Below are 22,205 nucleotides of genomic sequence, written 5' to 3'. Positions count from 1 at the left end.
AGGCCTTGCGCGATGCCCGTCCTGGCCCGTGGGTGTCCGGCCTGTCGGCCGGGATGACCTGCAGGGTCAGGCTGCGTCGCGTAGCACCGGGGTACGGCGACGTTCGTCGGTCAACGTGGTGACCCGGTAGGTCCGATGTATCGGCCGGACCGTCCGGAGGTAGCGGCGGTAACCGATGAAGAGGACGATCATGACCACGTACAGCGTGACGGCGACCGTGACCGAGGTCAGCGGTGCCAGGTGGAACAGGTAGAGGCACACCCCGTAGGAGACGAGGGCGTCGACGACGGCGGTGGCATGGTCCGATGCAGTGGTCCCCCACATGAGACTCACCTTCTCCGGTTGCTCGACGGAGCAGCTCGACGGGGATGTCCCATCCGCGCACATCCCTCGTCTCGCGATCCCGGGTCAAGGCGACCGGGATGCCCGCCCTATCGGCGCTTATCCGTTGGAGCTGAGCTGTTCTCCGAGACAGGAGCGGCCTTTCCGCCCTCGCCGGACGGCGTGTCGGCCTCCGCTCTACGCCGTGAGTTCTCCCGTTCGGCGGCTTCTCGCTCAGCCAGTCTCCTGGCCCTCGCAGCGGTGTCGTCGAGCTCCAGGGAGTCGAAGAGGTAGTACTTGTCGTTGTCGTCCGGTTGGAGCCCGCGGAGGCGGTACCGGTAGAACGCGACGATCGCGAAGAGGATGAGATATGCGGTGAGCGCACCGGCGACTGCTCGACCGGCGGCGAGATCCGCGCCCTGGTTGAGGACGAGGAAGACGACCGCAGCGCCGAGGAGGAACATGGTGTGATCAGCAAGGCCCTTTACTGACATCACATCATGATGACCTGTCTTGAACGATCGGCCAACCCGAAAAATACTCAAAGACACAAATATTCCTGATGTCTGGGCTGATATCCGGTTTTCCTCGCCCGGGGAGGGGATTTCCCGGCCGACGCCGGGTAGGGTGCCCGGCAGCGCATCGACCAGGAGCAGCCATGATCGTCGTCAACGGAGAATCCCGCCCGTGGCAGACCGACCAGACCCTCGCCTCCCTCGTGGAGTCGGAGGGTTACCGGCGAGAACGCATCGCCGTGGAGGTCAACGGACGGATCGTCCCGAAAGTGTCCTTCGACGAGCATGTCCTCGCCGACGGCGACCTGGTGGAGATCGTGCACTTCGTCGGAGGCGGCTGATGGGGGGCCTGCCCGGCCCCGAGGAGGTGCGGGCCGCGCTGGCAGGCCGGATGGGATCACACCACGTCGCTCTCCTGTCCGAGGCCCGGGTGGGCGTGGCCGGGCTGGGCGGACTGGGCTCGCAGATCGCCCTGGCCCTGGCCCGGACCGGCGTGGGGAATCTGCATCTGGTGGACCACGACGTCGTCGACCTGGCGAACCTGAACCGGCAGGCCTACGACCTGGCCGACCTGGGCCTGCCGAAGACGACTGCCCTGGCTGAGCGGATCGCCCGGGTCAACCCGTATCTGAAGGTCACCACGCAGGACATCCGGGTCACGGCGGACGACGCCGTGCAGGTCTTCACGGGATGCACGATCGTCTGCGAAGCCTTCGACGACCCGGCGGCCAAGGCGATGTTGACCGAATCCTTGCTGGTGGAAGACCCGCACATGGTGGTGGTGGGTGCGTCGGGCATGGCGGGTCATGACCGGACCGACACCGTCGTGACCCGGCAGGTGGGGCGACGGTGGTGGGTCTGCGGCGACGGGGTCAGCGATATCGGCACCGGCGCCCCGATGGTCGCGCCGCGGGTGATGGCGTGCGCCGGCGCCCAGGCGATGGTGGTGGTGAGGATCATCCTCGGCCTGGAAGGGTGACTTCTCCGCCAGGGCCCGTCCGGGCGGTCGGAGTACAGTGGCCACGACGCGGGGTGCCGGGGCACATCGGGGTGGATCGTCGCCCCCCGGCTGAGAACAGACCCGTCGAACCTGCTCTAGTTCGTTCTAGCGAAGGGACGTCACCATGTCCTCCTCGACAGTGCCTGTCGAAGGTCCAGCTCCCGAAACGACCGACCCGTTGGTGCTCGGCGGGCGCGAGTTCTCCTCCCGGTTCATCCTCGGCTCGGGCAAGTACAACCTGGATCTGGTGCGGGCCGCGGTGGAGCACGCCGGAGCACAGATCGTCACCTTGGCGGTGCGCCGGGCGTACACCGGTGGGGAGGGGAACATCCTCGACGCCATCCCCGAGGGGGTGACCCTGCTGCCGAACACCTCCGAGGCCCGCACCGCCGAGGAAGCGGTGCGGATCGCCCGGATGGCCCGTGAGCTGGGATGCGGTGATCTGGTGAAGGTCGAGGTCATCCGCGACAGCCGCTACCTGCTGCCCGACAACGCCGAGACGGTGCGGGCGACCCGCGCTCTGGTCGAGGAGGGTTTCGTCGTCCTGCCGTACATGTACCCGGATCTGACCGTGGCCCGGGACCTGGTGTCCGCAGGCGCGGCAGCGGTGATGCCCCTGGCAGCTCCGATCGGGTCGAACCGTGGCCTGGCGACCCGTGACTTCATCCAGATCCTGGTCGACGAGATCGAGGTGCCGATCATCGTGGACGCCGGGATCGGACGGCCCAGTCAGGCCTGCGAGGCGATGGAGATGGGGGTCGCCGCGATCATGGCGAACACGGCGATCGCCACCGCCGGTGACATCCCGGCGATGGCGGCGGCTTTCCGTGGCGCGATCCAGGCCGGACGCTCCGCCTATCTGGCCGGTCCCGGTCGGGTCCTGGAGGCAGGCGCGGCAGCGTCCTCGCCGATCACCGGTTTCCTGCAGGAGGTGGGGCGGGCATGACGAAGATCCCCCCGGTGGTGCCTCTGCCGCGCCGCGCCGACGGCAAGGTCGACCACATGAGTTGGCGTCCGCAGTTCGACCGGATGCATTCGGGCGTGATGGAGGCGGTATTGGCCGAGGCCGCGCTCCCCGACTTCGCGGTCTTCGGGGTGGCGGACGTCCGGGCGGCCTTGGCGCGGAGGCGGCGGTCCCGCACCGATCTGGCGGCCTTGTTGTCCCCGGCCGCGGGCCTGGTGCTCGAGGAGGTGGCCGCGGCTGCTCAGCGGGAGACCCTGGACCGTTTCGGCACGTCCATCAGCATGTTCACCCCGTTGTACGTGTCGAACTACTGCCAGAACATCTGCACCTACTGCGGTTTCTCCTGTACGAATCGGATCAGCCGGGTGCGGTTGGACGAGAAGGGCACCGAGGCGGAGCTGAAGGCGATCGCGGCGACCGGTCTGGAGGAGGTGCTGATCCTCACCGGGGAGTCGGCGAAATTCGCCGATGCGTCGTTCATCTCCCGCGCGGTGCGCCAGGCCTCCCGGTATTTCCCGACGGTGGGAATCGAGGTGCAGCCGTTGTCGGTGGCCGACTACCGGATGGTCCACGAGGCCGGCGCGGACTTCGTCAGCGTCTACCAGGAGACCTATGACACCGCGGCCTACGACCATTTCCACCCGAGCGGGTACAAGAGGCATTTCCCGTACCGGTTCGAGTCGCAGGAGCGAGCGTTGGAGGCCGGGATGCGGGGGGTGTCCTTCGGTGCACTGCTCGGTCTGTCCGACTTCCGCAGGGACGCCTATGCCACGGCGGTGCACGCCCAGATGGTGCAGCAACGTCACCCGCATGCGGAGATCGGCTTCTCGGTACCTCGTCTGCGGCCCATCATGGGCGGGCGCCTCCCGTTGGCGGATCAGCCTGAGCAGGTCGTCCCGGCCAGTGATGTCCACGAGCCCGAGCTGTTGCAGGTGATGTGCGCCTACCGGTTGTTCCTGCCCTTCGCGTCGATCACGATCTCCACGCGGGAACGGGCGGCTTTCCGTGACGGGGTGTTGGGGGTCGCGGCGACGAAGGTCTCCGCCGGGGTGTCGACCGGGGTGGGCGAGCATGCCGCGGAACTGGAAGGTCAGGACAGCGGTGACGAGCAGTTCGCGATCGCCGACGAGCGTTCGGTCGCCCAGGTTCGCGACGCGATCCGGGCCCGTGGTCTGCAACCGGTGATGACCGATCATCTGTCCTGCGGTCGTGCCGAGCCCCGGGCGTCGGCCTGCGGGGCGTGACCGTAGTCGCCCCGCAGGCCGGGCGCGCTGGTCAGGGTAGGCGGGAGCGCAGCCTGCGGGCGGCGCCTGCGACGTCGTCGGTGCCGGTCAGGGCGCGGACGACGACGACCCGGGTCGCTCCGGCCTCGACGACGCTGTCGATGGTGTCGATGTCGATCCCGCCGATGGCGAACCAGGGCTTTCCGGTAGAGCCGACATGGTCGGCGGCGGCGCGGACGAGGTCGAGTCCGACGGCGGGCCGTCCGGGTTTGGTGGGGGTGGGCCAGACGGGGCCGGTGCAGAAGTAGTCGACGTCGTCGTCCGCGGCGGCGTCGCGCATCTGGGCTTCGCTGTGCGTGGACCGTCCGATGATCGCGGTGGGCACGATGCGGCGGGCCGCGGCCGGTGCCAGGTCCCCTTGACCGACGTGCAGGACGTCGGCCTCGGCGAGGAAGGCGACATCGGCCCGGTCGTTGGCGGCGACGAGTCGGCCGCTGCGCCGGGCTTCCTCGGTCACGATGGCCAATGCGGCCAGTTGGTCGCTGCCGTCGATCTTCTTGTCACGGAGTTGGATGATGTCGACGCCGCCGGCGTAACAGGCGCGTGCGAAGGCACGCAGGTCTTCCGGGCTGGTGCGTGCATCGGTACAGAGGTACAGCCGCGCGTCGGTAAGAGTCATCTGTGCCACGGGAACACGCTAGCTCCGAGGTGGCGTGGATGCGCACGCCGGTCCCGGTGTGTCCTCGGAGCAGCCTGATGATCAGGGGGTCTGCACCGATGGTGGGTGTCGGCACCGCGAGGATGCCGACACCTTGTCGTCATTTCAGCGGTAGCCCTTTGCCGTCGGGGACCTTGCCGAGCACGATCAGGATGAAGTCGATCAGGGGCCAGATGCCCAAGGTCATCCAGGACAGGAGGAGTTTCGCCACGCCGAGCCCGACGTATCCGAGGTAGAAGCGGTCGACGCCGAGTCCGCCGAGGAAGAAGGAGAGCAGCGCCGCGGTGGCTTTGCTCTTGTCGGAGTAGATCCCTGGGGCGAAGGCAGCGGGGCACCACGGTTGGCCGGCATAGCTGACGGCGTCCGAGGAGGAGAGTTCTCCGCTGCGTGCGAGCTGCTGGACCTGTTCCTGGTTCAGCGGCCCGCGCTCCTGGCCCGCGATGCGCACCATGTACGTGGCTCCGTAGCCGCCGTAGTAGCCGGGTGCGCCGGGCTGGGGTGGCGCCCCGTAGGCGGCTTGGTATTGCCCTCCGTCGTAGGTCATTGAGGTCTCCTAGGGAACGACTGTTCTTCACAGAATTTGTCGCTCACAGGAAGACCCCGGGAAGAACTTTCGGTGGCCAGCGACATCTGTCGCCCGTGGAGGAACGACGAGATGCTGCTGCTCTTCCACCGGGCGGCATAAGAAAAAGTACCTCCGGTACGCGAAGCGTTTGCCGGCCGATGGCCACCACACCCGGAATGGCGCTGAACCCGGTTGTCCGAGTAGGTGTTCCATCGGCGGCACGTATTCACGCACCGGAGGTCGTCATTTCATCAGAAGGGCGTTCACGAGTAGGAGGGCGGTAGCTGCAAACCGCGTTTCTGCATGAGTTCGCGCAGCTTGGTCGGGTAGTCGGTGATGATGCCGTCGGCCCCGGCGTCCATCTGGGCTTCCATGGCGGAGACGTCGTTGAGGGTCCAGGGTACGACCTTCAGCCCGGCCTGGTGCGCCTTCTCGATGAGCGCCTTGTCCGCGATGAGCTTGAAATCCTTGTCGCCGGGCTTACGTCCGTACGGCTGGGAATATCCCGGGGAGAGGACGTCGACACCGATCTTCTTGGCCGCGGCGAGGATGTCCCCCTTCATGGCGTCGTAGTCGGCGTCACCGGTCCAGGGGGAGCCCTTCTTCCACGTGGTCTCGTCCCAGAGCAGGACGGTCGGGATCTTCGGGTTGGCTTTCTTGACCAGGGGCAGAGAACGCCAGTCGAAGGACTGGATCATCACCTTGTCGGCGACACCGGCTTTGTTCACCTCGCCGAGGATGACCTTGACGAATTCCTCCGGGGTCGCGGACTCCTTGCGGTTCTCCCCTTCGATCTTGGTCTCGATGTTGTAGCGCACATCGGCTTTCTTGCTCTTGACCAGGTCGAAGACGTCGGAGAGTTTGATGATCTTGTTGCCCTTGACGACCTCGGCGTAGGGGAAGTTGTCGAGCTTCTTCCCGCAGTCGAGGGTCTGCACCTGGGCCCAGGTCAGCTCGTGCACGAGCTTGCCGACATAGGGGTACATCGGGTCGCCCGCCGTGGCGGGTTTGGTGTCCGTGCACTTGGTGTCGAGGACCTTCGGGTCGTGCCAGACGGCGGGCACCTTGTCCTTGGTGAGCACGATGTCGAACTCGAGAGTGCTCACGCCCAGGGCGAGGCTCTTCTCGAAGGCCCGCCGGGATTCTTCAGTGGTCTCGCCGCGTCCTCCGCGGTGCGACTCGAGGTCGAAGGTCTTCTTGCCTGCGGGTTTGCTCGGTTTCTGGCTGGGTGCGCCGGGTTTCTGGCTGGGTGCGGACGAGGTGGGTTTCTGGCCCGGTTCGACGGGCTGCTGCCCGGTGGCATGCGCGGCGATACTTCCACCGAAGGTCAGACTTCCGGCCAGGAGTGGCAGACAGATGAGGGTGAGATGACGACGCTGTGCACCCATGGTGGGACCTTTCGCTGAGGGCAGTCGACCCCACCACACATGCAGGACGTCGGGGCCGGATCCGGGCAAATTAGTCTGACAACGAGTTTCATCACCTTTCGTCGCAAGTCGATCACAATAGGTAACGACATCGTTACCAGCGGGGCCGCCGAGCCTGTGACACTGGTGCGATGCAGCTGTCGAATCTGCTGCTCATCACGGGCACAGGACTCACCGGCCTCGCCGTCGGCACCGCCGTCACCTGGTGGCAGGCACGTCGCCACATCCGCCATGCCCGCATGGAGGCAGACCAGGTCGCCGAGATCCTCCGCGCGCGCCTCGAACGCCCCAGCGTGTTCTCCCACGAGGTGCGCACCCCGCTGGCACTCATCAAAGGCGCTACCGAGCTCCTCGCCGAACAGACCCCCGGCCCGTTGAACGAGCGCCAACGGGAGTTCGTGACCACCATCGCCACCAATGCCGAACATGTCATCGGGATGGCCGAGGACCTGCTCACCGAGGCCCGCATGGCGAACCGGCTCTTCCGCCTCGACACCAGCGAGTTCGACCTGCACCTGCTCGTCAGGGAAACCGTGCACTCCCTCCGCCGCATCCACGGCGCGCCCCTGCGCATCGTCGGCCAGGGGCGTCCCCTCCTCGTCCGCGCCGACCGCGGACTCATCCGGCAGGCCTTCTTCAACGTCATCAACAATGCGGCCCGGCACGCCGGACCGGGAGTCACCATCACCGTCGAGGTGACCGGTGGGCTCGACGAGGTCGTCATCGCCATCAGTGACGACGGTGCCGGCATGACGGAGAAGGAACGAGCCGCCCTTTTCGAACCCTTCGCCACGGACTCGGCACATCGCGGTGGAACCGGTCTCGGCATGATGATCACCGAATCGATCCTGCGAGAACACGGCGGACGTGTACTCGTGGACACGGTCGACGAGCATGGAACCACCGTCTTCATCACCTTGCCCACCAACGCACAGGAGGATCAGTGACCGGGGGAGCACCTCGCGCGCTCATCGTCGATGACGAACGACAGATGCTATCGATCATTGAATTCGCCTTGGAGACACAAGGGTTCGCTTGTATCACGGCAACCAGCGCTGAACGCGCCTGGTCGATCCTCAACACCGAACAGGTCGACCTGATCATCCTGGACGTGATGCTCCCGGGCGCCTCCGGCGAACAGCTCTGCCGCCGCATCCGCACCCGCTCCGACGTCCCGGTGATGATGCTCACCGCCCGCGGCACCGAATCCGACCGCGTCGGCGGATTCCTCGCCGGAGCCGACGACTACATCACCAAACCCTTCTCCCCCAGGGAACTCGCCCTCCGCGCCCAGGCCGTCGTCCGCCGAACCCGCCAACGCCACACCGGCGAACTGATCGTCAACGGCCCCCTCCTCATCGACGTCCACGCCGGAACAGCCAGCTGGCAGGGCCGAAGACTGCGCCTCAGCCAGGTCGAACACCGCCTGCTGACCGTACTGGCCCGGCACTCCGGATCGGTCGTCGGATGGCGCGACCTGCTCAACGAGGTCTGGGGAACCGGCGAAACCGTCGGCGGACGAGACATGATCAAAACCACGGTGTACCGCCTCCGCCGCCAACTCCGCTTCTCCGGAGACGAACTCATCGTCACAGCCCGAGGCAGCGGATATCTCATGCCCCGCCTCGAAGACGACACCCTGACGGACCGGCCGAGCCCGCCATGAAGCCCCGACCATGTCGGACGCATCCCCCCGCCTGCCCCCGCCTCATCCTCGCACTCGTCCTGTGCCTGGGACTGCTGGCCTGGAGCGGAGCACACGTCCTGAGTTCCCACCGAGCCGAATCCCTCAACGTGCTCTGTTCCTCCATCGAAGAACTCTGCCGCCAATGGGCCGACACCTTCACCGAGGACACCGGCATACCGGTCACCGTCGTACGCCTGTCCTCCCGCGAAGCACTCAGCCGAATGGCCCGCGGCGACGCAGCCGCCGACTACGACATCTGGCACGGCGGACCCTCCGAGCTGTACGTCCTCGCCGACCAACGAGGCCTGCTGCGCCCCCACCGACCCGCCGAGGCCGAGACCGTCCCGACGGCCTACCGCGACCCCGCCGGAGCCTGGACCGGCGTCTACCGAGGAAACCTCGGATTCTGCTCCGACCCCGACGCCTTGAAAGACCTGGGCGTCCCCGTCCCCCAGTCGTGGGAGGACCTGCTCGACCCCCGGCTGGCCGGCCGGATCTCCTCACCCAATCCGGTCACCTCAGGCACCGGAAGCACCATCGTCGGCGTACAGGCGCACCGCTTCGGCGACCACGAGACAGCCTTGGCCTGGCTGCACCGCCTCGACCAGAACGTCCTGCAGTACACCCGCTCCGGAATGGCCCCCGCCGGAGTCGTCGCCCGAGGAGAAGCAGCCGTCGCACTCACCTTCACCCAACACTGCGTCCGACAGATCGAAGTCGGCCGACGACTCGTCATCAGCTACCCCCGGGAAGGCACCGGCGCCGAGATCGGCGCGGTCGCCGTCCTGAAATCGGCCCGGCACCCCGAATGGGCCGGCGTCTACGTCGACTTCGCGACCTCACGAGCAGGTCAGTTCTCCCGACGTGGCGAACGCTTCCCCCAGCTACCGACCCGGACCGACCTGGCCGTCGACCCGCGACTGGAGCTGACCGCCGGGATACGACTGTTCTCCCCGCAAGCGACGGACGTCCGCGCCACCGAGAAACTGGTCGCCGGTTTCGCCGCAGAGGTACGCCCGTGACCGGACCCGCAACACACCGCCCCGGAGTCACCTTCCACGACCACCGATCGTCCTGGTGGTGGTCCGCAGCCCTCGGCGGCGTGCTGGTCGTCCTCCTGACCCCGGTCACCACCGTCCTGGTCACCGCGGACGGACGCGACGCCGTAGCCCGGCTCCTCGGCGGAGGCGCACTGGTCCTGCGCAACACCTTGGTGATGGCGACCCTGGTCGCGGTGTGCGGCACCCTACTGGCCTGGGCCTGCGCCCACGCCCACCAACATGCCTTCCGCGGCCGTCGACTCGTACACCTGCTCTGCCTGACACCCCTGCTGCTGCCACCGCCGACCATCGCCCTGGCCCTGCTGGTCCTCGTCGGCCACAACGGCATCGTGAACCGACAGTGGGCCCCCGGCGGGGAGATCTACGGCCTACCCGGCCTGGTGATCAGCTCCACCCTGTCGGCCTTCCCCTTCGCCTATCTGATCGTCCTGCACTCGCTGAACGCCCGGGACCTGCGGGTGTCTGAGTCCGCCGCAGACCTGGGGGCGTCCCGAGGTCGGGTCCTCGTCGACGTGGAACTTCGCGAACTACGCCCGACGCTGGCCGTGTCCTTCCTGGTGCTCTTCGCCGAAGCCGTCACCGACCTGGCCGACCCCTTGGTCATCGGCGGCGGGTACACGGTCCTGTCGACCAGGCTGTTCGAAGCCGCCACCGCCGAGAACGACGTCGCCGACGCCATCGCCCATGCCGCAGCCCTGGTCGTGCCCTGGCTGTTCATCGCGGTAGCGGTCCACCGACTGGGCGGTTCCCCCCGGCCTGCGCTGCGCCGTCAGATCGCCCCGGTGCGTCGCCCGGCCAGGGGCTGGTCCCGCCTGTCGGTGACGGTACAGGTCGTAGTCGCCGCAGCGATCACGTCGGCGTCAGCAGTGGTCGTCTCGGCATCCGTAGGGTTGATCGGGGACGACGGCCCGACGCTGGAACATGTCGCCGCGGTGCTGACCGGGCCGTGGCAGAACGCCCTGGCCGACACCGTCTTCCTCGGACTGTGTGCCACGTTGTGCACGCTGCCGCTGGGTTTCTGCCTGGGATGGCACCTGGCGGAACGACCCACGTCCCTCCCCGCCCGGTTGACCGTCGCCCTCCACGCGCTGCCGCCACTGGTGTGCGGCTTGGCGGCCTGGGTGGCGATCACCCGCTGGTCGGTACCTGTCGCCGCGGCCCTACCCGCAGGGGTCCCGGTGGGTGAGGCGTTGACCTGGATCGCCTTGCTGGTGGTGGCGGTCACCGCGTCCCTGCCCGGGAATGCCCTGGCCGTCTCCGAACGTCTGCGACGGCTTCCGCCCTCGTACGTGGAGGCTGCTCACGTACTGGGCGCCCGACGCAGGGATGTAGTGCGCGATGTGGTTCTCCCTCAGGCACGGCCGGTGTTGCTCGGAGAGATCCCGACGACCTTGGCGCGCTCGCTGTCGGCCTTGGCTCCGGCCGCGCTGCTGGCGACCGCGAGAACTCCCCTGCTGCCGGTCGACCTGGTGACAGCCGCTGAGGCGGGCCGGCTGAGCAGCGCGTGCGCGATGGCGGTGGTCCTGGGGGTGCTGGTGGGCTCGGCGGCCTGGTCGACCGCGCCGGCACGTCCTTCCGCACCGGCTCCGGCCGGGGCACGTCCGTCCGCCGCCACCGCACCGTCCCTTCCGAGGAGGACATGCCCGTGACCGGTCAGGTGGAGCTCTCCGGGGTGTCGGTGCGTTTTCCCGGCGCCTCGCACGACGCCTTGCACGATGTCGCGCTGTCGCTGCCCGCGGACAGCGTGGTGACTGTGGTCGGGCCGTCCGGCTCGGGGAAGACGTCCCTGCTACGGGCGGTCGCCGGTCTGGAACGTCCGGTCACGGGGACGATCTCGATCGACGGCCGGGACCGGACCGGTGAGCCGCCTGCTGCGCGACCGACTGCGATGGTCTTCCAGGGGGATGCGCTCTTCCCGGAGCTGACGGTGCGGGAGAACGTCGGGTACGGCCTGTCGTTGCGGGGGCTGCCCGCTGCCGCGCTCGTCGAACGGGTCGACATCGCCTTGTTGCAGCTCGGGTTGACGGGGGTCTCCCATCTGTTCCCCGAGCAGCTCTCCGGGGGGCAGGCTCGTCGGGTCGCACTGGCGAGATCCTGGATCCTGCGCCCGTCGGTGCTCCTGTTGGACGAACCTCTGCAGGGTTTGGAGCCCCGGTTGCGTCGGCAGCTCCTCGACCTGATCGTGCGCACCCGCGCCCGGCTGGGAGGGACGGTCATCCATGTCACCCACGATCTCGGTGGTGCGCTGTCGACGGCGGACGTCCTGGTGGTGATGGAGCAGGGTCGGGTCTGCCAGGTGGGTTCACCACGGGAGGTCTATGCGCGGCCCTCGAGCGCTTTCGTCGCCGAGTTCCTCGGAGAGGCCACGATGTTGCCGGTGAAGGTGGACGAGGTCCTGCTTCAGGACGGTCGGACGACGGCGCGGGTCCGGCTGTTGGGCCGTGACCTGGAGATACCGGCGGAACCGGGTGCTACGAGGGCCGGACGGCAGGGCACGGTGCTCTTACGCCCCTACTCGGTCCGGGCTGCCCGTCTGACCGCGGCGGAGGCGTCCCGTCATGAGGTCCGCGGGGATATCGGGGTCGTCCAGGAAGTGCGTTATCTGGGGGAGCGGATCGATTATCTCGTGGAGACCGTGGAAGGGGTCGTCTTGGCCTCTTCGGATCCTTTCTCCACCGAATTCGGAGTTGATGAATTCGTCCGGGTCGACATCCGGGCAGACCGTTCCTGGCTTCTCCCGGGCCCACTGTGAGCAGACGGGTGTAACAACGCTGTCACCTGCCGTCACCGCTTTGCCCTGTGTCCTCGTCGTTTTCTTCTCCACCATGTCGGTGGCGACGGCGCTCACCCGGTTCGTCGCCGCTCCTGACGAGACCCCGGAAGTGACCGATGACCACGACGACCACCCCTCGTGCTCCACGAGGATCTTGGCTTTCCGCACCACCGCCCGCGCCGCGGCTGCCCGACGAGGAAGTGGCCCGTCGTTATCCGCGGCTGCGTTTCCAGGTGTTCATGGGGATCTTCCTCGGATACGCCGGTTTCTACCTCATCCGCAACAACATCCCGCTGATCGCGAAGATTCTTCTCGACGAGGGGAATATCGACAAGACCGGTATCGGCCTGATCGCCAATGCGGCGTTGATCGCCTACGGTCTCAGCAAGTTCTTCATGGCGATGGTCTCCGACAGGTCGGACGCCCGCTATTTCCTCCCGCTCGGGTTGGCGCTCTCGGCTGTCGCCAATCTCGTCGTGGCTTTCGCGCCGTGGGCCTCAGGAAGTCTGGCGGCCTTCGCGATCGTCATGTTCGTCAACGGCTGGGTCCAGGGAATGGGATGGCCGCCCAGCGGTCGGGTGCTCGTCCACTGGTTCTCCACCAGCGAGCGCGGTTGGAAGACCTCGATCTGGAACTGCGCGCACAATGTCGGCGGGATGGCTGTCGGTGCTGCTGCGGCAGCCGGTCTGGCCATGACCGGTAACTCCTGGCAGTCGGCTTTCTGGTTCCCTGCGGTTCTGGCGTTGGTGGTCGCGGCGGTCGCTTTCGTGATGATCCGGGACACCCCGGAGTCGGTGGGGCTGCCTCCGATCGAGGAGTACCGCAACGACCCGGACAAGGTGACGGTGGATGTCTCGGAGTTGGAGAAGCTCTCCACCTGGGAGCTGGTGCGCAAGCACATCCTGATGAACCGGGCGATGGTGCTCCTCGCCTTGGCGAATGTCTTCGTGTACACCTTGCGTTACGGCGTGCTGACCTGGGCGCCGACCTATCTGTCGGAGGTTCACAAGGTCTCGGTCACGAAGGGGATCGCCGGGTTCTCCTTGTTCGAGCTGGCCGGCATCTTCGGCACGCTGGCCTGCGGTTGGGTGTCGGACCGGATTTTCGCCGGGAACCGTAGCCGGACGGGTATCACCTTCATGTTGGGTGTGGGGGTCTTCATCGTCCTCTACTGGCTGGCGCCGGTGGGGACTCCGTTCTGGCTGTTGATGGTCTACCTGTTCTTCATCGGTGCTTTCGTGTACGGACCGGTCATGTTGATCGGCTTGCAGGCTTTGGACATGTCTCCTCGGCATGTGGCGGGGACGGCGGCCGGGTTCACCGGCCTGTTCGGGTACGTCCTGGGCGCGACGATGGCGTCGACGGGGGTCGGTCTGGTCGCGCAGCACTACGGCTGGGATGCCACGTATGCCTTGTTGACCGCTTTTGCGGTGTTGTCTGTGATCCTGCTGGCCATGGTCGGTCCGGAGGAGAAGCGGTTGATCGCCGAGCATGAGGCGCGCGCCGCGGCTCGCGACTGAGCCACGGGATCACCTTTTCGGGGTCCGGCGTCCAAGGGGGACGTCGGACCCCGGTCGTGTGCGCGGGCTGCGGTGTGGGGCCGGTTAAGGGGCCGGGGTCATCGTCGGGTGATCAGTTCGGGGTCGAGAAGTTCGCCGGCGATGGGTGCGGAGTCGATCTTGAAGCATTCGACGATGGCGTGTGAGCTGCGTTGTTGGCGTAGTGCGGCGACTCTCATGTGTCCGCCGGCGATGGCTGCGGGATGTCCGCCTTCCATGTGCAGGATGATCGGGTCGATCAGGAGGGATCGTGCGGCTTCGAGCAGCCGGTCGGGCAGGTTGATGGCTTGTTCGAGGAAGTCTTGGGGGCTTTCGTCGGGGCGTCGGCAGTACCAGGCCCAGGTGGCGCAGCGTACGGCGCGGGCCCAGTCGGCGCGGTGGAAGTTGCAGCAGTGGTCGGTGATGGGGGCTTGTCCGGTGAGGCATCCGGGCAGGTCGTTGCGCCCGGGGAGCGCGGGTGGCAGTTCGGTGGTGGCGATGGTGCGCAGCACGAGCATGGTTGTTCCTCGGTCCTGACGGTGGGTTGTCGGGGGCCGACGGGTGGATGCTCGGCACTGCTCCCGCTGGTATTCGTCGGCCGGTGCTGTCGGGGTCTGAGGTTTCGCGGGGTGTGATAGGCCGGGCGGTATGGGTGGTGTGCTGATTCCTGAGGAGTTGTTGTCCGGGGTGTCCGTGGAGGGGGTTTCCCGGGTGCACGGTGGTGATATCGCGGCGGCTTTCCGGGTGGATACGTCGGAGGGTCCGCTTTTCGTGAAGACGCATCCGCGGCCGGGTCCGGACATGTTCGCCAGGGAGGCTGCGGGGTTACGTGCGCTGCGGAGGCATGTCCCGGGTGAGGTGGGTGTTCCTCGGGTCGTGCGGGAGTTGCCGTCGGGGTTGGTGTTGGAGTGGGTGGAGGTGGGGCCGGTCGGTGGGGGTGACGAGGAGGTCCTGGGGCGGGCGCTGGCTGGGTTGCATCGGGTGTCGGCGCCGGCTTTCGGTGCGGTGGACGAGTCGTTGGCGGGTTTTGTGGGGTCGGTGCCGGTGGATCTGACGCCGTCGGATTCGTGGCTCGACTTCTTCGTGGGGCGTCGGTTGTGTCCGTTGGTTGCTCGGGCGGTCGACGAGGGTGCGGTGCCTGCGCGGGCGGGGGTCTTGTTGGAGAGGTGTCTGTCGCGGGCGGAGGAGTGGTGTGGGCCGGTGGAGCCGCCTGCGCTGGTGCATGGTGATCTGTGGGCGGGGAATCGGTTGGTGGATGTGAGGGGGCGTCATTGGTTGATCGATCCGGCGTGTCTGTGGGCGCATCGTGAGGTGGATCTGGCGATGATGCGCTTGTTCGGCGGGTTCGGGGAGGGGTGTTTCGCTGCTTATGGGGAGGTTTTCCCGTTGGCTGAGGGGTGGCAGGACAGGGTGGCGTGGTATCAGTTGCCGCCGTTGTTGGTGCACGCGATCCTGTTCGGGGGCGGTTACGGGGCGTCGGTGATGGCGGTCTTGGAGCGTTATTCCTGAGCGTGGGGTTTTTCTGGCGCGTCGGCTGCCCGGTTCCGGCCTGCGGGGGTGTGGTCTGCGGGGCGTCGGTGGACGAGGATCGATCCGCTGACGACGGCGGCGAATCCGGCGAGTGTGGTGGCGGTGACCGGTTCGTGCAGGAAGATCGCGCCGACGATGATGGCGACGGCGGGGTTGAGGTAGGTCACGACGGTGGCGCGGACTGCTCCGACTTCGCGGACGAGCGCGAAGAGGGCCAGGAAGGCCAGCGCGGTGCTGACCAGTCCGAGGAGGACGACGGCGGTGAGTGCGCTGGGTTCGATGCGGGTGGGCCATTGGGTGAGGGCGACGGGGAGCAGCAGGAGGGCCGGGCCGAGCAGGCTGACGACGATGATGCCGCTGGAGGGGACGTCGCGGAGCCAGCGGTGGATGATGAGTGGCCCGGCGGCGTAGCCCAGGATGACGGCGGTCATTTCGAGCAGGGCGAGGCCGGTGCCGGGTTGTTGTGGGTTGAGGGTTTGGTGGCCGACGAGGAGGGCGACGCCGCCGAGGCCGAGTGCGAGTCCGGCGAGTCCGGCCGGGCCGAGGTGTTCGTGCTGTCGGGTGAGCAGTCCGAGGATCATGCCGACGACGGGTACGGCGGAGATGAGGAGCGCGGCGAGTCCGCTGGGGATGACTTGTTCGGCGTGGCTGAGCGCGGGCCAGGGGATGACGATCTCGACGAGGGTGTAGGCGAGGACGGCGGGCCAGTGTCGGATCACGGCGGGGAAGGCTTTGTCCTTGAGGGCCAGGGGTAGCAGGACGAGTCCGCCGATCAGGGTGCGCAACATGACGAGGGTGACCGGGGTGAAGGACAGGAGTGCGTATTTGATGAGGAGGTAGGGGATTCCCCAGAAGAGCGCGAGTCCGAGGAAGAGGATGAGCGCACGGCGGGACATGGATTTCATCCAATCAGGAGGTCGGTGTGTTTCCGGGGGTTCTTCGCTGTGAAGTCGCTGTTGTCCTGCCCGGGTGTGGCTGATGCACCCCGGTGGGTTCGAGCTGTTCAGCATCTCCTGGTAGAAGTGGTGTCATGAGCGAGTCCGCAGCACCCGGCGGGCAGACCCCGCATGATCCGTCCGATCCTTCTGCCGATGTGGTCGCAGTGTCCTTGGTCGCCAAGGGGCGCGGTTGCGGCGTGGAGATCATGGGGCGTCGTGCGGTGCGTATCTGCGGCCGCTTCGGAGAGCCGACCTTGGCTGCCTTGGAGTTGATGTTGGAGTCCCAGACTCCGATGGGGATCTGGATCGACGGTGTGCCGGGTACCCGTAGTGCCATGTGTCTGTGGACGGGGTCGGAGTTCTTCGCGATCACGCTCGGTGAGGGCGGTAAGTGGGAGCATTTCCGGGTCGGTCAGGGTCTGGTGGCGCTGCGTGACAGTTGGCGTTCCGGGGTGCGTGGACGTTATCGGGTGCCGCATGGTCCGTTGATGCGTCCGATCCCTGATGCGGTGGAGTTGGCTGTGTTGTGGGGTTTCCCGGAGCCCAAGACTTTCCAGCCGGTGCGTGCGTTGGCGCCGGAGCCTGCGCCCCGGGCTGTTCGTACGCCTCGGGCGTCGTCTTCTCGTCAGCCTGCGGAGCCACGGGTGAGTCGTCCGCGGAAGTCTGCTGCGGCGAAGCCTGCCAAGCCGGAGCCGGCGCCTCTGAAGATCTGCGACCGGTGTTTCATGGCGCTGCCTGCGACGGGGCGATGCGACTGCGGAGGCTGATCGGGACGGGGCCCTGACCCTGGATTACTTGTGGCGATTTAGCCGATTTTTTCCCCCTATGGCGGGGCTTCTGTAACAACTTTGCGTGAAATCGTTGTCATTCTGGCTGTCCAGATGGGCCTTCGACAGTGCAGTCTCTCTCCATGGCAAATGACATTGCGCCTGCCGCAACTCCTGCGGGCGCCTCCGGCTCGACTGAGAAGGAAGAACTCAAGAGAGCTATCGGCCCCGCACTTCTTCTGCTTTTCATCATGGGTGACGTCCTGGGCACAGGCGTCTACGCCTTGACCGGCAAGGTCGCGAAGGAGGTCGGCGGAGCGGTCTGGTTACCGTTCCTGTGCGCCTTCCTGGTCGCGATGATCACTGCGTGCAGCTACCTGGAGCTGGTCACGAAGTATCCGCGGGCCGGTGGTGCCGCGACGTACACCCATCGCGCGTTCAACGTCCACTTCTTGACTTTTCTGGTGGCTTTCACGGTGATGGCGTCGGGTCTGACCTCGTCGTCATCGGCGGCGAAGGCTTTCGCGGCGAATTTCGCGAGAGCGGTCGGTTGGAAGTCCGATCAGAGCTTCATGGTGGTCGGCGCGCTGTTCTTCCTCACCGTGATCGCCCTCGTGAATCTGCGTGGTGTCAGCGAGTCGGTGAAGCTGAATGTGGTGCTGACCTTGGTCGAGATGTCCGGTCTGACCCTGATCGTCGGGGTGGGGCTGTATGCCTTGCTGAGCGGTAAAGGTGACACCAGCCACCTGATGGATATCTCTTTCCCGCAGGGAGAGTCCGCCTTCAGCGCGGTCACTGCGGCCACCGCCCTGGCTTTCTTCGCGATGGTGGGCTTCGAGGACAGCGTCAATATGGCCGAGGAGACGAAGGACCCGGCCCGTACCTTCCCGAAGATCATGTTGATCGCTCTGTCCTTGGCCGGTTGTGTCTATCTCTTGGTCGCGATCTCGGCTGTGTCGTTGGTCCCGGCGGAGAAGCTCAGTCAGGGGAGCACTCCGCTGATTCAGGTCCTGGAGGCGGGGTGGCCGGGCTTCCCGGTGGGGGTCTTCGCAGTGGTGACGATGTTCGCCGTGGCCAATACCGCTCTGCTGAACATGTTGATGGCCAGCCGCTTGGTCTACGGGATGAGCCGGGAGCGGGTGCTGCCGCACATGCTGGGCAAGGTGCTGCCGGTCCGTCGCACTCCGTGGGTGGCGATCGTGTTCACCACGCTGTTGGCTTTCGCTCTGGTGGCGTGGGCGGACCTGGAGGACCTGGGTGGCACGACGGCTTTCCTGCTGCTGGTGGTGTTCACCATCGTCAACATCGCGGTGCTGGTGCTGCGTCGTGACCAGGTGTCGCATTCCCACTTCAGGACGCCCACTCTTCTCCCGGTGTTGGGCGGGCTCTTCTCGGCGTTCCTCGCCAGCCCGTTCTCGGGTCGTAATCCGCGTGACTTCGCGATCGGTGGGGTCCTGTTGGTGGTCGGGATCTTGTTGTGGTTCGTGACCTTCCTGGTGAACAAGAAGTTGTACGGAACGGGGACTCCGAGTCCTGATTTCGCCGAGGCCATCGAGAAGTCCGACGACTGATCGATCCTTTCCGCTCCGTTTTCCTGGGGTGCGGCCGCTTCGCGGTCGCACCCCGTTGCGGTCTCCGGGGTGTCTCGCACCGTTCTGTGCTGCGTCTTCTCGGATGGTGGGGTGCCTGATACTCATGGGCTGCCCTCTCGCAGCACGTGAGGGCAGCGTCATAAGGTGCTCTTATGACGCAGCCTCGCCACGGCAAGGAACCGCAGGATCGGCTTCCTGGAGATCCCCCACCTGGTCCGGTCGCGTATTTCGACATGCCGGTCATCGGTGAGGGTGGGGCTCTCTCGAGTCAGCCGCGTCAGCGTCGACCGGGCCCGGTGATGATCCGACGTCCTGAGGGTACGGCTGCCCCTTCGCGGGGATGGTCGGTGCTCTTCTTCGGCGATGTCACCCGTCGGGGCCCGTGGACGGTGGCCGAGCAGTCGACGACGTTGAGCATCTTCGGTGACTGCACGTTCGACATGCGGGAGGCTTCTTTCTCCGCGGCAGAGGTCCGGGTGAGGACCTGGCAGCTTTTCGGTGACGTGAAGGTGATCGTCCCGCCGGGGACGGATGTGCACCTTGGTGGTTCGTCGATATTCGGTGATCTGGAGGATCGTCGTCGGACGACGCCTTCGCCGGATTCTCCGCGGGTCACGGTTCGGGCCCATTCCGTCTTCGGGGACGTCGATGTGATCGAGATGGAGATCGGCGAGCAGGAGCCGAAGTGGTACGAGCGTTTCTGGCCCCGCAGGAAGTGACCGTCTTCGTCGGGCCCGGGTCGTCGCGTCTGTTTCCGTGTCGTGGTGAACATTCTGTCCAGTTCTCGGACACGGCGTCGGGAGAGGCTGAGCGTCCTCTCTCGATACAGTGGTGCTGACCCGTGATTCGCGGGTACCGCCGTCGCTGGGAGAGTCATGACTGAGCAGCCTTCGCCGCCCGGACGGGATTCGTCACGGCGCTCTGAGTCGGAGTCCGAGGTGATACCTGGGCAGGAACCGGCCGTAGCGCCGTCGAAAGAAGGTCTTCCGTCGGCTTCCCGGGGCGAGGGCGAGCAGCCAGGCGGGGAGAAGGCACCCGATCAGACTCCGGTCGCGGTCCGTGAGGGTGCCGACAGTGACTTGGTCGACCACGATCTGACCGACCACGACCATGTGCTCTTCCATCCTCCGAAGCATCCGTGGCGTCATCTGACGGGTTTGGGCATCGGTGTGTTCGTGGTGGGTCTGCTCACGATGAGCATCGCGGCCACCCATCTGGGGTCGATGTCGGCGGAGACGATCGGCAATGCGGTGCGGCTGCCCCAGGGGCAGCCGGTGAACATCCGGTTGGACGCCGGCGAGCAGCGGATGTTGTACACGGAGCGGGGTAGTGGGGCGTCGCAGTGCACGGTCACCGACGGTGAGGACGCCGTGGTCCCGGTGGAGCACGCCAGCCCGGTCCTGTTGCAGGGTTCGGATGTGCTCTGGCAGAGCTCTTCGATGTTCACCGCGCACAAGGGCGGCGATTACACCGTCACTTGTTCGGGCGATATCGATGCGGCGAAAGCTGGCCGGCCGGTGGGCACTCTGGACGTGGTCCTGACCGTACTGGCTGCCGGGCTGGGCGGGATATCGACGTTGGCCGGTATCGGCCTGATGTTGTGGGACCGACGCCGTACGGCGAAGGACTGACCTCCGGGGTCGGCGTCGGTCGGCCTGGGGCCGGGTGGTTCAGTGCCCGGCGATGAAGTAGTCGGCAGGGTGCAGCCGGGCGTCCGCTTCGGGGGAGGTCGTCGGCTGGTCGTCCTGCGCCGGTGCGCTCATGAGGTCGGTTCCGTGGGCACGGAAGAATTCGAGCTCTTCGGACAGGTCGAGGTCTTCGAGGGTAAACATGGTCCCCACCCTCGGGGTGACCTGCGGGTAAGGGAAGTCGTACCTTCCGGTAGCTCTGCGCCGCAACCCTGACAACGACGTCTTCCCTGGTGAGAGCGGGCGAGCCTGCGTCTGCATGATGAGACATCTCGTCTGACGGATGGGTGGTCGACCCGGACGGACGTCGCTTCCGGCTCGGTGCCGGGGCGGTCGAGGCCGTACGGTCGGGAGGGTCACATCCTTTTCGTGCCCGAGGGAGAGCACCGAGATGACCGTTCCCACCTACACGTTGAACGACGGTGTCGTCATACCCCAGATCGGGTTGGGCACTTATCCCCTCCGCGGCGAGGAAGGGATCACGGCGATGGTCTCCGCGCTGGAGGCCGGCTACCGGCTGATCGATTCGGCGGTCAATTACGAGAACGAGCAGGAGGTCGGCGAGGCCATCCGGCGTAGTGGCGTCCCCCGTGAGGAGATCGTGGTCACCACGAAGATCCCGGGGCGTTTCCACGCCCGTGACGAGGCGGTGAGCTGTGTCGAGGAGAGCCTGCGAGTGATGGGCTTGGAGCAGATCGACCTGGTTCTCGTCCATTGGCCGAACCCGAGCGTCGGCAAGTACGTCGAGGCCTTCCAAGCCCTGGTGACCTGTCGGGAGCGCGGGTTGGTCCGCAGCGTCGGTGTGTCGAATCATTCGGAACGCCATCTGCAGGATGTCATCGGGGCGACCGGCGTGGTTCCTGCGGTGAACCAGATCGAGCTGCATCCTGCGTTCCCGCAGGAGAAGATGCTCCGTGTCCATGGCCGGATGGGGATCGTCACCGAGTCCTGGAGTCCAGTGGCTCGGATGAAGCGGGTGGCCCCGCAGATCGAGGAGATCGCGGCTGCTCACCAGGTGTCGTCGGCGCAGGTCATTCTGCGTTGGCATCTGCAGCGGGGATGCCTTCCGTTGCCGAAATCCGCCGATCCGGTTCGTCAAAAGGACAACCTCGACCTTTTCAACTTCGAGCTGTCCGCAGAAGAAATAGTTACGATCACTGGACTGGGGCGCCCGGACGGGCGTCAATGGGGTTATGACCCGGACACTCACGAAGAGATGTGAGAGCTGGGCATATACCGTCACGGCCGGGTGGGTTCAGGTCCCTACCAGGTCGTACAGATACGCTGGATCTGAGTTGTCGCGTGAGGAGGGAGCGTCGTGGGCCTGTTCGACAGAGTCGAGCGCAAGCTCGAAAGTGCCGTCAACGGCGCCTTCGCGCGGGCGTTCCGTGCAGAGGTTCAGCCGGTCGAGATCGCTTCGGCGATGCGACGGGCGATGGATGACCGGGCTGCTGTGGTCGGTAGAGGGCGCACCGTGGTGCCCAATCTTTTCGTCATCGATCTGTCCCCCAGTGATTACGAGCGGTTGACGAGTTATGCCGACCTCTTGGCGGAAGAACTGATCGCCAGCGTCGAGGAGCACGCCGAACAGCAGCATTATGTTCCGGGTGGGCCGTTCCACATCGATTTCCGTTCCCGTGAGGAATTGGAGACCGGGGTGTTCCGGGTCCGTCCGGCCACAGCCAAGCGCATCCCCGATGGGGAGCTGGAGGAAGATCCGCAGGAGGCGGCCGAGATGCGGCGTCGTCAACATGCCGAAGAATTGCGTAGAGCACATCCGTTCCGTTCGTCGGAGGCAGAGGCCCCGGCGGAGGGTTCGGCCGGACTGGCCAGTCATGCGGCAAGTGCCGCGGCCGGTTCCCTGGCGAGCACCGCTGCTGCGGGCCGCGCCGGCGGGG

25 protein-coding genes and 1 riboswitch are annotated in these 22,205 nt (G+C 66.3%); of the genes, 17 read left to right on the top strand and 8 right to left on the bottom strand.

From position 1 onward, the window contains the following. Positions 1 to 66: 66 nt before the first annotated feature. A complete protein-coding gene (locus AUCHE_RS13460; protein WP_006503879.1) occupies positions 67 to 324 on the bottom strand; it encodes a hypothetical protein in 258 nt (85 codons plus the stop codon). 107 nt (positions 325 to 431) lie between these two features. Then, positions 432 to 815 (bottom strand): hypothetical protein, encoded by a 384-nt coding sequence (locus AUCHE_RS13455; protein WP_006503878.1) that lies wholly within the window; start codon positions 813 to 815, stop codon positions 432 to 434. 164 nt (positions 816 to 979) lie between these two features. Between AUCHE_RS13455 and thiS the strand changes: the two genes are divergently transcribed. The 4 genes from thiS (at position 980) to thiH (ending at position 4,044) form a co-directional block, all read left to right on the top strand. After that, positions 980 to 1,177, top strand: coding sequence for a sulfur carrier protein ThiS (gene thiS, locus AUCHE_RS13450; RefSeq protein WP_006503877.1), 198 nt, complete (start codon positions 980 to 982; stop codon positions 1,175 to 1,177). Continuing rightward, positions 1,177 to 1,815 (top strand): sulfur carrier protein ThiS adenylyltransferase ThiF, encoded by a 639-nt coding sequence (thiF, locus tag AUCHE_RS13445; protein WP_006503876.1) that lies wholly within the window; start codon positions 1,177 to 1,179, stop codon positions 1,813 to 1,815. Before thiS ends, thiF begins: the two co-directional genes overlap by 1 nt. 39 nt (positions 1,816 to 1,854) lie before the next feature. Beyond that, positions 1,855 to 1,970: riboswitch (TPP riboswitch) on the top strand. Further along, entirely contained in the window at positions 1,961 to 2,782 is an 822-nt protein-coding gene (locus AUCHE_RS13440) for a thiazole synthase (RefSeq protein WP_006503875.1), read from the top strand. Its footprint overlaps the riboswitch before it by 10 nt. Beyond that, positions 2,779 to 4,044: a 2-iminoacetate synthase ThiH gene (gene thiH, locus AUCHE_RS13435; RefSeq protein WP_006503874.1), complete on the top strand. Its 1,266-nt coding sequence runs from the start codon at positions 2,779 to 2,781 to the stop codon at positions 4,042 to 4,044. Before AUCHE_RS13440 ends, thiH begins: the two co-directional genes overlap by 4 nt. A gap of 31 nt (positions 4,045 to 4,075) precedes the next feature. Here the strand turns inward: thiH and thiE are convergent, their stop codons facing one another. The 3 genes from thiE to AUCHE_RS13420 form a co-directional block, all read right to left on the bottom strand. Continuing rightward, positions 4,076 to 4,702, bottom strand: coding sequence for a thiamine phosphate synthase (gene thiE / locus AUCHE_RS13430; protein ID WP_040322608.1), 627 nt, complete (start codon positions 4,700 to 4,702; stop codon positions 4,076 to 4,078). A gap of 139 nt (positions 4,703 to 4,841) precedes the next feature. After that, positions 4,842 to 5,285, bottom strand: a complete 444-nt coding sequence (locus tag AUCHE_RS13425) for a TM2 domain-containing protein (protein ID WP_006503872.1) — start codon at positions 5,283 to 5,285, stop codon at positions 4,842 to 4,844. Positions 5,286 to 5,569: 284 nt separating this feature from the next. After that, positions 5,570 to 6,694 (bottom strand): glycerophosphodiester phosphodiesterase family protein, encoded by a 1,125-nt coding sequence (locus tag AUCHE_RS13420; protein ID WP_006503871.1) that lies wholly within the window; start codon positions 6,692 to 6,694, stop codon positions 5,570 to 5,572. Positions 6,695 to 6,864: 170 nt separating this feature from the next. Here AUCHE_RS13420 and AUCHE_RS13415 point away from each other — a divergent pair, with 170 nt between their 5' ends. The 6 genes from AUCHE_RS13415 (at position 6,865) to AUCHE_RS13390 (ending at position 13,774) form a co-directional block, all read left to right on the top strand. Further along, on the top strand, positions 6,865 to 7,680 hold the full coding sequence (locus AUCHE_RS13415; RefSeq protein ID WP_006503870.1) for a sensor histidine kinase: 816 nt from the start codon (positions 6,865 to 6,867) through the stop codon (positions 7,678 to 7,680). Beyond that, positions 7,677 to 8,399, top strand: coding sequence for a response regulator transcription factor (locus AUCHE_RS13410; protein WP_006503869.1), 723 nt, complete (start codon positions 7,677 to 7,679; stop codon positions 8,397 to 8,399). Before AUCHE_RS13415 ends, AUCHE_RS13410 begins: the two co-directional genes overlap by 4 nt. Further along, complete coding sequence (locus AUCHE_RS13405; RefSeq protein ID WP_006503868.1) at positions 8,396 to 9,442, top strand: extracellular solute-binding protein; 1,047 nt, start codon at positions 8,396 to 8,398, stop codon at positions 9,440 to 9,442. Before AUCHE_RS13410 ends, AUCHE_RS13405 begins: the two co-directional genes overlap by 4 nt. Further along, positions 9,439 to 11,130: an ABC transporter permease gene (locus AUCHE_RS13400; RefSeq protein WP_006503867.1), complete on the top strand. Its 1,692-nt coding sequence runs from the start codon at positions 9,439 to 9,441 to the stop codon at positions 11,128 to 11,130. The genes AUCHE_RS13405 and AUCHE_RS13400 overlap by 4 nt, the downstream gene beginning before the upstream one ends. Beyond that, positions 11,127 to 12,233: an ABC transporter ATP-binding protein gene (locus tag AUCHE_RS13395; RefSeq protein WP_006503866.1), complete on the top strand. Its 1,107-nt coding sequence runs from the start codon at positions 11,127 to 11,129 to the stop codon at positions 12,231 to 12,233. Before AUCHE_RS13400 ends, AUCHE_RS13395 begins: the two co-directional genes overlap by 4 nt. A 137-nt stretch (positions 12,234 to 12,370) precedes the next feature. Beyond that, positions 12,371 to 13,774 (top strand): MFS transporter, encoded by a 1,404-nt coding sequence (locus tag AUCHE_RS13390; protein WP_006503865.1) that lies wholly within the window; start codon positions 12,371 to 12,373, stop codon positions 13,772 to 13,774. 98 nt (positions 13,775 to 13,872) lie between these two features. Here AUCHE_RS13390 and AUCHE_RS13385 read toward each other — a convergent pair whose 3' ends face one another. Further along, positions 13,873 to 14,310: a hypothetical protein gene (locus AUCHE_RS13385; protein WP_006503864.1), complete on the bottom strand. Its 438-nt coding sequence runs from the start codon at positions 14,308 to 14,310 to the stop codon at positions 13,873 to 13,875. Positions 14,311 to 14,440: 130 nt separating this feature from the next. Here AUCHE_RS13385 and AUCHE_RS13380 point away from each other — a divergent pair, with 130 nt between their 5' ends. Then, positions 14,441 to 15,301: a fructosamine kinase family protein gene (locus AUCHE_RS13380; protein ID WP_006503863.1), complete on the top strand. Its 861-nt coding sequence runs from the start codon at positions 14,441 to 14,443 to the stop codon at positions 15,299 to 15,301. Here AUCHE_RS13380 and AUCHE_RS13375 read toward each other — a convergent pair. Next, entirely contained in the window at positions 15,292 to 16,227 is a 936-nt protein-coding gene (locus tag AUCHE_RS13375) for a DMT family transporter (RefSeq protein WP_162137262.1), read from the bottom strand. The genes AUCHE_RS13380 and AUCHE_RS13375 overlap by 10 nt on opposite strands. A 125-nt stretch (positions 16,228 to 16,352) precedes the next feature. Between AUCHE_RS13375 and AUCHE_RS15890 the strand changes: the two genes are divergently transcribed. The 4 genes from AUCHE_RS15890 to AUCHE_RS13350 all read left to right on the top strand — a co-directional run bounded on the left by AUCHE_RS15890 (position 16,353) and on the right by AUCHE_RS13350 (position 20,250). Then, on the top strand, positions 16,353 to 17,027 hold the full coding sequence (locus AUCHE_RS15890) for a hypothetical protein (RefSeq protein WP_006503861.1): 675 nt from the start codon (positions 16,353 to 16,355) through the stop codon (positions 17,025 to 17,027). A 143-nt stretch (positions 17,028 to 17,170) separates the two neighbouring features. Next, a complete protein-coding gene (locus tag AUCHE_RS13365) occupies positions 17,171 to 18,598 on the top strand; it encodes an APC family permease (RefSeq protein ID WP_040322588.1) in 1,428 nt (475 codons plus the stop codon). A 173-nt stretch (positions 18,599 to 18,771) separates the two neighbouring features. Continuing rightward, positions 18,772 to 19,338, top strand: a complete 567-nt coding sequence (locus tag AUCHE_RS15885; protein ID WP_006503859.1) for a LiaF domain-containing protein — start codon at positions 18,772 to 18,774, stop codon at positions 19,336 to 19,338. A 156-nt stretch (positions 19,339 to 19,494) separates the two neighbouring features. Then, positions 19,495 to 20,250 (top strand): hypothetical protein, encoded by a 756-nt coding sequence (locus AUCHE_RS13350; protein ID WP_143115251.1) that lies wholly within the window; start codon positions 19,495 to 19,497, stop codon positions 20,248 to 20,250. Positions 20,251 to 20,289: 39 nt separating this feature from the next. On the opposite strand, the gene AUCHE_RS17310 is transcribed toward AUCHE_RS13350, so the two are convergent. Then, positions 20,290 to 20,568 carry a hypothetical protein gene (locus tag AUCHE_RS17310; protein ID WP_006503857.1) on the bottom strand — a complete coding sequence of 93 codons (279 nt, stop codon included), beginning with the start codon at positions 20,566 to 20,568 and terminating at the stop codon, positions 20,290 to 20,292. A 130-nt stretch (positions 20,569 to 20,698) separates the two neighbouring features. Here AUCHE_RS17310 and AUCHE_RS13340 point away from each other — a divergent pair, with 130 nt between their 5' ends. Both AUCHE_RS13340 and AUCHE_RS16800 read left to right on the top strand, forming a co-directional pair. Further along, the gene (locus tag AUCHE_RS13340) at positions 20,699 to 21,529 is read left to right on the top strand and encodes an aldo/keto reductase (protein WP_006503856.1); all 831 of its coding nucleotides are present in this window, start codon (positions 20,699 to 20,701) and stop codon (positions 21,527 to 21,529) included. A gap of 96 nt (positions 21,530 to 21,625) precedes the next feature. Next, positions 21,626 to 22,205: DUF3662 domain-containing protein (locus AUCHE_RS16800; RefSeq protein ID WP_006503855.1), on the top strand; the 580-nt coding region annotated here is incomplete at its 3' end.

This window comes from Austwickia chelonae NBRC 105200, assembly GCF_000298175.1.
Taxonomy (GTDB): Bacteria; Actinomycetota; Actinomycetes; order Actinomycetales; family Dermatophilaceae; genus Austwickia; species Austwickia chelonae.
This window is presented reverse-complemented; position numbering and strand designations above follow the sequence as displayed.